Annotated in this window: 9 protein-coding genes; 7 read left to right on the forward strand and 2 right to left on the reverse strand. The window is 42.5% G+C overall.

What is annotated here, in order from left to right; all coding sequences use genetic code 11:
- The first annotated feature begins 256 nt into the window (after window positions 1-256).
- The 5 genes from KS419_RS03725 to glyA all read left to right on the forward strand — a co-directional run bounded on the left by KS419_RS03725 (window position 257) and on the right by glyA (window position 4,927).
- Entirely contained in the window at window positions 257-916 is a 660-nt protein-coding gene (locus tag KS419_RS03725; protein WP_217064742.1) for a low molecular weight protein arginine phosphatase, read from the forward strand.
- Between the two features lie 45 nt (window positions 917-961).
- Window positions 962-2,260 carry a methyl-accepting chemotaxis protein gene (locus KS419_RS03730; RefSeq protein WP_217064743.1) on the forward strand — a complete coding sequence of 433 codons (1,299 nt, stop codon included), beginning with the start codon at window positions 962-964 and terminating at the stop codon, window positions 2,258-2,260.
- 229 nt (window positions 2,261-2,489) lie between these two features.
- A complete protein-coding gene (gene rpiB, locus KS419_RS03735; protein WP_217064744.1) occupies window positions 2,490-2,939 on the forward strand; it encodes a ribose 5-phosphate isomerase B in 450 nt (149 codons plus the stop codon).
- An 80-nt stretch (window positions 2,940-3,019) separates the two neighbouring features.
- Entirely contained in the window at window positions 3,020-3,586 is a 567-nt protein-coding gene (locus tag KS419_RS03740; protein WP_217064745.1) for a TIGR01440 family protein, read from the forward strand.
- Window positions 3,587-3,658: 72 nt separating this feature from the next.
- Window positions 3,659-4,927, forward strand: coding sequence for a serine hydroxymethyltransferase (glyA, locus tag KS419_RS03745; protein ID WP_217064746.1), 1,269 nt, complete (start codon window positions 3,659-3,661; stop codon window positions 4,925-4,927).
- 450 nt (window positions 4,928-5,377) lie between these two features.
- Here glyA and KS419_RS03750 read toward each other — a convergent pair whose 3' ends face one another.
- Window positions 5,378-6,709, reverse strand: a complete 1,332-nt coding sequence (locus tag KS419_RS03750) for a sugar ABC transporter substrate-binding protein (RefSeq protein ID WP_217064747.1) — start codon at window positions 6,707-6,709, stop codon at window positions 5,378-5,380.
- A 251-nt stretch (window positions 6,710-6,960) separates the two neighbouring features.
- Here KS419_RS03750 and KS419_RS03755 point away from each other — a divergent pair, with 251 nt between their 5' ends.
- Window positions 6,961-8,001, forward strand: a complete 1,041-nt coding sequence (locus tag KS419_RS03755) for a LacI family DNA-binding transcriptional regulator (RefSeq protein ID WP_217064748.1) — start codon at window positions 6,961-6,963, stop codon at window positions 7,999-8,001.
- A gap of 117 nt (window positions 8,002-8,118) precedes the next feature.
- On the opposite strand, the gene KS419_RS03760 is transcribed toward KS419_RS03755, so the two are convergent.
- Window positions 8,119-8,403, reverse strand: coding sequence for a hypothetical protein (locus KS419_RS03760; RefSeq protein ID WP_217064749.1), 285 nt, complete (start codon window positions 8,401-8,403; stop codon window positions 8,119-8,121).
- A gap of 242 nt (window positions 8,404-8,645) precedes the next feature.
- Between KS419_RS03760 and upp the strand changes: the two genes are divergently transcribed.
- Entirely contained in the window at window positions 8,646-9,275 is a 630-nt protein-coding gene (upp, locus tag KS419_RS03765; protein WP_217064750.1) for a uracil phosphoribosyltransferase, read from the forward strand.
- The last annotated feature ends 178 nt before the right edge of the window (window positions 9,276-9,453 follow it).

Below are 9,453 nucleotides of genomic sequence, written 5' to 3' on the forward strand. Positions count from 1 at the left end.
CTCCTATCAGGCGAGCGACGAGCGCAGCCATTGCCATACAAATAAAAGGAACTGAAAAAGTGGTTTTAAACTTTTTCAGTTGCTTCTTAATTGCTACGGGGCACTTCGGAAGTGACAACCGAAGTCAAAGAACGGACTTCTAGTTGTCATTCCTGCACTGCCCTACGCTCGTGAGCCTAGGCGCTTGCGCTTTTCATAATTATAAGAATAAAAGTCAGAGAATAGGGGAATTCGGTAGGTAGGAGGGATGTGCACAATGAAAAAAATACTATTTGTCTGTACAGGAAATACATGTAGAAGCCCGTTAGCGGAAGCCATCTTCAAAAAGTATCAACCTAGCGGGTATGAAGTGAAATCAGCAGGTGTCCACGCACTGGAAGGAATGGCAATGTCCGAGGGGGCACGAACAGTTCTTTCCCAAAGGGGTATCGAAGAAAATCATCGTGCCACCACTCTTTCGAAAGAGATAATGGAATGGGCTGATATTATATTAACGATGACGGAAAACCATCGCCGGGCAGTAATTGATCAATTCCCATATATAGCAGAAAAGGTGTACAGCTTGAAAGAGTATATTTTAGATGACCCCAAAACCCAGGAAAAAATTCAACAGTTGAAACATCATATGGCTCAATTAGAATTGAAACGGGCTACGTTTTTGGCAAATAATCAAAACCAGATAGAAAAATACAATGAAACCAATGATATTTCAAATCAGGAACATTTAGAGGAAAAGCTGCTTCAGGAACTACAGCCTGACCATGAAGCAATTGCACAATTAACGGCAGAGTTACCTTCTTTTGATGTGGCAGATCCTTATATGTCTGATGTATCCGTATATAATGAAACGTATCTAGAATTGGAAGCGGCAGTGAAAAAATTAGTAAACAAACTTCAAGGGGAGAACGATAAATAGATTGAGATGGAAACATAAATAGAATAGTTGGGGGAGAAAGAGGAAATGAATTCAAGGAAAAAGGAAAGATCATTTAATATTCGAAAAAAATTAGTGATCGGAATAAGTGCGGTGGCTGCAATTACGTATGGAGTAAGCGCCGTTTTCCTCTTTTATTTGGCGGACTTTTTTGGGGAGTTCATCCAAGTGAATGAAAGGGTATACATATTACTCGTCTTTGCATTAGGTATATTGTGGTGTGGTATTTTAGGTTTTCTTGCAGCAGGATTTATTGTAAAACCGTTAAAGGCAATAGAAAGGGCTGCAACAAAAGTGGCTAATGGTGAAATTGATAAAAAGGTTGAAGTTCCGAAGTCCAAAGACGAACTGCAGGCATTAGCACTGGCATACAATAACATGATTGATAATCTAAAGACAATGGTGAAAGATATAAATGTAAATTTCGAGGAAACGAACGGAAAAGTAATGGATATGAAAGAAGCGTGTAAAGATGCAGCGAACCGTTCGGAAACAGTAAATTCCACTGTGGATCAAATTACTGCAGGGGCAGAAAGCTCCGCAGCATCAATACAGAACACTGCATCTTCCATGGAAGAAGTAACGCAAATTGCAACACAGGTTCAGGTGAATGCGGAAAACTCAAGCAAACTGTCCAATGAGATGGTTGAAACACTTGGTGACACGAAGTTGGTCATCCAGTCATTAGTGAATGGAATACAGAAACTGGCGGTTGAAAATAAGAATTCCCTTTCTGCCGTTAATCGTTTGGACATGCATGCGAAAAAAGTTGGCGAAATCATTTCTTTAGTTGGGGATATTGCGGAACAGACGAATCTTTTGGCGTTAAATGCTTCGATTGAAGCCGCAAGAGCCGGTGAACAAGGGCGAGGATTTGCGGTCGTTGCAGATGAAGTTCGGAAGCTAGCCGATGAAAGTGGAAAAGCCGTACAAGGTATTTCAGAATTAATCCATAATATTCAGATGGAAGTAGCCAATGTGGTAAATCAAATAACAGAACAAGTACAAGCAGCAACAAAAGAATCGGAAAAGGGAAGTCAAACGACGGAAGCCATTGCTGAAATGTCCACGTCTGTTAATGAGGTTGCTGCATCCGTGGAAGAAATCCTTCAACTTGTGGAACGGCAAGTATCCACCATAAAAGCAACAAATGAAGATGCCCAGCAAGTGGCTGCAGTGGCGGAAGAAACGTCTGCTGCGGCGCTAGATGTATCCTCGGTAACAGAAGAGCAGATGGCTATGATGGAGGAAGTATCTGCCTCAGCAGATCAATTACTGGATCAGGCAAACCAATTAAAGGAAACGATCAGCAAATTTAAGCTGTAAAAGGTTCTGCCAATTTCATTACGGTCCCGTTGGGCGGTTCCTGTCTAAATGTTAGGATACAGGTAGCATGATATGGGGACTTTTACGGGATGTTAGGACTGTTGTGAAAAAAAGGGTTTATTTTTTATGAAATACTACTGTTTCAATGACGGTTCCCTTGTTAAAATACGAACAGGTAGAAAAATATTGTTTTTCCTAAAAAGGGAAGGTAAGAAAGGCGGCAAGAATAATGAAGGTTGCGATTGGTTCGGATCACGGTGGTGTGAATTTAAAGGGTGAGATTATTCGTTTGTTAGAGGAACTGGATCTGGAGTATGAGGATGTTGGCTGTGATTGTACGGATTCGGTTGATTATCCGGACTATGGTATTCCTGTGGCGGAGAAGGTTGCGAATGGTGAAGTGGACAGGGGGATATTGATCTGCGGTACTGGGATCGGTATGTCCATTGCGGCGAATAAGGTGAAGGGTGTTCGTTGTGCGCTTGTACATGATTTATTCACGGCTAAGGTAACAAGGGAGCATAATGATACGAATATCCTTGCCATGGGGGAGCGGGTTGTTGGTCCTGGGTTAGCGCTTGAGATCGCCCGTGTTTGGTTATCAACGGAGTTTGAGGGTGGACGTCATGCCACTAGAGTAGGGAAGATTACGGAGTATGAAAATGGATCCAGTATCTAATCATTTAGATTATATGGCAGGGAATCATTCGTCATGAGCTGAGTGGTGGTATTAATTTCGGACAAAGGGGATGGTAAGGCATGGGAAAAATGGAATGGCAACAGCAGTTAGAGGTTGCGCTGAATGATCTCCAGCATGCCGCAAATTTGAGGTCCGAGCAGTTGATGGTTGTTGGAACTAGTACCAGTGAGGTTATGGGTGAGCATATCGGCCGTGCCGGAACGGGAGAGGTCGCTGAGGCCCTGTGGGAAGTGTTTGTGGAGTTTCAGCGCAAGACTGGGGTTGCCTATGCCTTCCAATGTTGTGAACATTTAAACCGTGCCCTCGTAGTGGAACGGAGTGTCGCGTTGGAGAATCGTCTCGAAGAAGTGTCGGTGGTTCCAGGCCCAAGTGCAGGGGGAGCAATGGCCACTTTAGCCTTTGAAAAAATGGAGAATCCTGTTATGGTAGAAGAGGTGACTGCTGATGCGGGCATTGACATCGGAGATACGTTTATCGGGATGCACCTGAAGCGGGTGGCGGTACCAGTGAGGAGTTCGGTGAAGTCCATCGGAAATGCCCATTTAACGATGGCGCGCACGAGGCCGAAGCTCATTGGCGGGGAACGGGCAGTTTATCAAAAAGTACATAAAGATAAATGTGATTAATAAAAATGTCGTTAAGTGGATTAAGTATTGGTTTCACACATAGTCAGTTAATTAATAGGAGGGTCTAGAAGAATGACAACGATCAAGACAGATACTCTTGCAAATGTGCAGGATCAGGATGGAGAAGTTTTTGCCGCTTTGCAGGCGGAATTGGGAAGACAGCGTTCTAATATTGAATTAATCGCATCGGAGAACTTTGTTTCTAAGGCTGTAATGGAAGCGCAAGGCTCAGTGCTTACGAATAAATATGCGGAAGGATATCCTCACAAGCGTTATTATGGCGGGTGTGAGCATGTTGATGTGGTAGAGGATATTGCTCGAGACCGTGCGAAAAAGTTATTTGGTGCAGAACATGTTAATGTGCAGCCACACTCTGGTGCTCAGGCGAATATGGCCGTTTATTATGCTATTTTGGACCATGGGGACACTGTCCTGGGAATGAACTTATCTCACGGGGGACACTTAACTCACGGAAGTCCTGTTAACTTTAGTGGAAAACAGTTTAATTTTGTCGAATATGGGGTCAATGAAAAAACTGGTATTTTGGATTACGACGATGTTCGTGCCAAAGCGATTGAGCACCAACCGAAGCTTATCGTTGCCGGAGCCAGTGCATATCCTAGGGAGATTGATTTTAAAGTATTCCGTGAAATTGCAGATGAAGTAGGAGCCTACTTGATGGTTGATATGGCTCACATCGCTGGATTAGTAGCAACAGGGGTTCATCCTTCACCAGTTCCTTTTGCGGAGTTTGTGACCACAACAACCCATAAAACATTGCGTGGTCCCCGTGGTGGAATGATCCTTTGTAAAGAGGAATTCGGGAAAAAAATTGATAAATCAATTTTTCCTGGAATCCAGGGTGGTCCGTTAATGCATGTGATTTCTGCTAAAGCAGTGGCTTTAGGGGAAGCCTTAGGAGAAGAGTTTAAGACATATTCGAAGCAAGTGGTTTTAAATGCGGCAGCTCTTGCTGGGGCATTGTTGGACGAAGGAATTAATCTTGTTTCTGGGGGAACCGATAATCATCTCGTTTTACTTGATCTGCGAAGCCTTGGTCTGACTGGGAAAGTGGCGGAAGAGGCATTGGACCAGGTAGGAATAACGACAAATAAGAATACGATTCCGTATGACCCAGAAAGTCCTTTTGTCACAAGCGGTTTACGTATTGGTACGGCAGCTGTCACGAGCCGTGGTTTTAAGGAAGAGGATGCCCGGGAAACCGGTAAGATTATTGCAAGTGTGTTAAAGGGACTAAGTGACGAGAACGTGATGGCCGAGGCAAAAAAGGCAGTAGAAAAGCTGACAGCAAAGCTACCTTTGTATGAAGAGTTAGGATAGGAAAGATTGTAACTGGCTACTTCAACCGTGTTTAGAAACCGCGTTGGCTCGTCTATCCATCCCAGTATTAGTCCCGTGGATGTAACTGAAGAAGGAAAACGGACAAATATCCATAAATAAAAGCATGCCAAGGATGATTCAATAAGCTTAGTTACCAAGCTTAAAGAAGACATCCCGTGGCATGCTTTTTTTCTTGGTTGGTCCGACATTTGTGGAAGGAATTGCGGGTCAACTTTGGACAAATGGCCGGAGTGATCAAATTGAATTGTCCGAACGGAGTCTGTGTTCGGACGTTGCCCAGAACAACCTTATTCGAATTCGATGCCTGAATCCCACGACTATACTAGCAAGCCATCAGAATCAAATAAAATTTCAAAAAAAGAAATAAGCTCAGCCCCGCCAAGCGGGGGGCTGAGCTTAAAGATACTCTGCTACATAAATTTTTAAACTTTACTGTTGCATATTTATATTTGCCCTGATTTGTTCCACGGCCTCGTCCAGTACTTCTTGGGGATCATCTCCTTGTGAAATGAAGTTGAGTGCATCAGCCATTGGCTCCCAAACGAGGGCCATTTCAGGTACGTTTGGCATCGGTTCTGCCACTTGAATTTGCTCCAATACTGGTCCCATGAATTCATCATTGATCGTCACATTTGAGTGAGCAGGTAATTCATTTGCAATCTCGAAATAACGTTCTCCATTCTCAGCGTTCGTCAAAAATAAAGCCAGTTCTGTTGCCCAATATAAGTTTTCCGAATAGTAGTTGACTAACCATCCTTTGTTACCGGAGAAGGAGTTTAGTGAATTTCCATCCCACGTTGGTAATGGAGCAATAGCTAAACTGTCTCCAATAGCTTCACGGTAATCTGCAATTGCCCATGGTCCTGTGACGGCCATCCCAGCTTTTCCATCCATAAAGAGACCATTTAGAATATCCATATCCATTCCCACAGGCAATAATCCATCCTGGAACCAGCTTTGGATGAGGCCAGCTCCTTCCACAGCACCAGCAGTTGCCAAGCCAATATCATCAGTGTCAAAAATACCGTCTGCATCTTGATGGAAGATGTATCCCCCTGGACCAGTTAAGAAGGGATAAGTAAAGTAAAAGTTCGTTCCATCAATAAGGAATCCGTAAGTATCTCCATCGGTTAAATTCACTGCGATGTCCATTAACTCATCCATTGTTTCTGGTGCTTCGGGAACTAAATCCTGATTATAGAAGAGAACATATGTCTCTACCACAGCTGGGATTCCATATTGAGTTCCCTCAAAACTGAATGATAGGACCGCTTCTTGATTATACTCTGCTAAGCGGGCTTCCTGATCTGGAGTAAGTTCCAATTCAGCTGCCAATCCTTGGACATGAATGTTACCCATGTGGTCGTGTGGTGTGTAAAATAAATCTGGACCCAAACCTTGCGGACCATCGAGAGATAAGCCATCTAACTGGTCAGACTGAGAGTATGGGATCATCTCCACGCCAATGCCAAACTCCTCTGTAAAAAGTGCAGTTAATTCTTCGTAAGCCTGGAATTGAATGTCTTCGTCATGTACCCACATTTTCAACATATCTGGTTTCTCCGGGATATCACTTGCTGTGTCTTCTGAGGTGCTGTCATTCCCATCACCTGTTTCTTCTGTGTCCTCGTCTGTAGTATCCACAGTTGTGTCGGTGTCAGTTGCAGCATCCTCCCCATCGCCGTTACATGCGACAAAAATAAATGATAGCGCTAACAAAAAGAGTAAAAAGAAAAGCGACTTTGTCTTAAGTTTCAACATTATTAATCCTCCTTAGTTATTTATCCCACAAGTTTAAGAAACAATTATGTGAGATTAACATGAATGGTATTTGATTAAACGTTTAATCTAAAAATACCATATAAGTGACAAAGGCACAACAGTTTTTTTTGAAAAAATTCATTTGTTATTAGAATAGTATTTGATTAAACGTTTTACAAATAGCAATCTTGTATTATAATAGCAAGTAGAATAATGTAGGGAAGAATGGAACGGTAGATGGAGGTAGTTATATGAAGCAGAGGCCAAATATACATGATGTAGCAGATCGGGCAGGCGTATCTATCGCTACTGTCTCTAATGTGATTAATGAAAAAGGACGGGTGTCAGAAAAAACCGTCTCAAAAGTGAAAATGATAATTGAGGAAATGGGGTTTACTCCAAATCTATCTGCAAGAAGTTTAAAGCAAATGAAAAGTAGTTTAATTGGACTCATTGTACCGTTTCAGCAAGATGACGGAAACCTTCAGGATAACCCCTTTTATTGGAATCTTGTATCAGGAATTGAAGCGGGGACGAGGGATCAGAAGTTTCATGTCATTATCTCCGGTGTGAATGAAAATAAGGGGGAAGTCCTTGACTTTGTGAAGGAGCGGAACATTGACGGCCTTGTTGTTGTGGGAACATATCAAGGATCTCCCATTATGGAACGGATTAAAGAAATGCAGGTGCCATGTGTATTTATAGACAGTTATTTAATGGAACCTGACTTATACCAAGTTTATTTGGACGATGAGCAAGGTGGCTACACTGGGACAAAATACTTATTGGATAAAGGGCACACGAAAATCGCCGTTGTAGGTGGGGAAGCAAAAGAAGACGGGGTAACGAAAGGACGTCTTCAAGGTCATCGAATCGCTTTGGAAAGTAGAGGACTGACATACGATGAGCGTTACCGAATCGAAACTCCAGGCAGTATGGAGGGAGGATATCTGGCAGCAGAAGAAATTCGTAAACTATCAGATGTGACTGCTGTCTTTTGTTTTTCTGATGTTGTGGCATTCGGTCTAATGAAAGGACTACATGACCTAGACTATAAAATCCCGGAGGACATTTCTATCATTGGATTTGACGACCTGTATTTCTCCAAATATGTATCGCCTCCATTGACAACCATCTCTCAGGATGTGAGCATGAAAGGAAGAATGGCAACACAATTATTAATTAAACAGATTGAGAAAATGGAAGTCGTCAATAAAAAAATAGTTTTACCCATAGATTTAAGGGAGAGGGAAAGCGTCATTGAATTGCCATCTGTGAAACTGAATAACTAGAACTGCTTTGAACAGCACCTTTCCACGTCAGTGGGTGAAGGTGCTGTTTTGTATACTTTCTGAAAAAAATGTTTCTATGGGATTATGTATCAAAGGTGAGGGTGTTTTTATAGCGTATTAAAAAATCGTCAGTTGGCTGATGAAGCTAATCATCGTTCCAATTAGGAGGACCCATTTTTTTGTTGAGCGATTCGTTTGAGGTTTGAAAAGGAAATACCCAATCGCCAATCCTGCAGGAATGGGCAGGAGGCCAAACCAAAAAATTAACGTTCCGAGAAAGTAGTAGCCGATGAGTTTTGGGATTAAGAGTTCTTCTGAGCGAGTTTCGCATGTGAAGTATCCGAAGGCAACGGAACCGATAATCGGAAATAGATAAACTAGGAAATATAATAGTGCTGTCATGTTTACACCTGCCGCTCTTGAGTGTGTTAAAGTGGAGTTTGTAAAATGAGTATACCATGTCTTGTTCGGGTAAAACGGAAGAAGATTCGTGTAATTTCGAGATTATTTTCAGGATTGTCATGGATTTTTCACGTTTATGTTGATTACTGCTTGAATCGTAGTTTCTTTTTATGTAGAATTTTCACAGAAGATAGTTGGCAATACTAGTCATCAGATTCAATATTTTATAAAGGAGCGGAATCATGGGCAAAGTTTATGTGTTTGATCATCCCCTTATTCAGCATAAGTTAACGTACATACGCGATAAAAATACGGGCACGAAAGAGTTTCGGGAGTTAATTGATGAGGTGGCAAGTTTAATGGCGTTTGAGATTACCCGGGATCTCCCTCTACAGGATGTGGAAGTGGAGACGCCGGTGGGAACTGCGAAAAGTAAACTGATTGCTGGGAAAAAACTCGGGTTGGTTCCTATTTTACGGGCTGGGTTAGGTATGGTGGACGGAATTTTGAAGTTAATTCCGGCGGCGAAAGTTGGTCATGTTGGTTTGTACCGGGATCCGGAAACACTTAAACCTGTGGAATATTATGTGAAACTTCCCAGTGATATTGAAGAGCGGGAGTTAATCGTCATTGATCCGATGCTTGCAACAGGTGGTTCTGCGGTGGAAGCTATTCATTCTGTAAAAAAACGAGGTGCGAATAACATCAAGTTAATGTGTCTCGTTGCGGCACCTGAAGGGGTGGAAGAAGTGCAAAAGGCGCACCCGGATGTGGACATATATTTAGCGGCCATGGATGAAAAATTAAATTATAAAGGATACATCGTCCCTGGATTAGGAGATGCGGGAGACCGGTTGTTCGGGACGAAGTAAGGTAAGTTTAAGGAACTTTACGTTGAATATAGTAGTTATGGAAGCTAGCTGGCCCATTAGGTGTGCCGCTAGCTTCTTTTTTTAAAGGCTTTGTTATCGTTCAATGTTGATTTTTGCGAAATTCACTCCCTTTCACCACGGGCACAAGTGCGACATCTGCTCATTCTTCGCAGTGTCT

Origin of the sequence: Evansella tamaricis (genome assembly GCF_019042215.1) — a bacterium.
Taxonomy (GTDB): domain Bacteria; phylum Bacillota; class Bacilli; order Bacillales; family Salisediminibacteriaceae; genus Evansella; species Evansella tamaricis.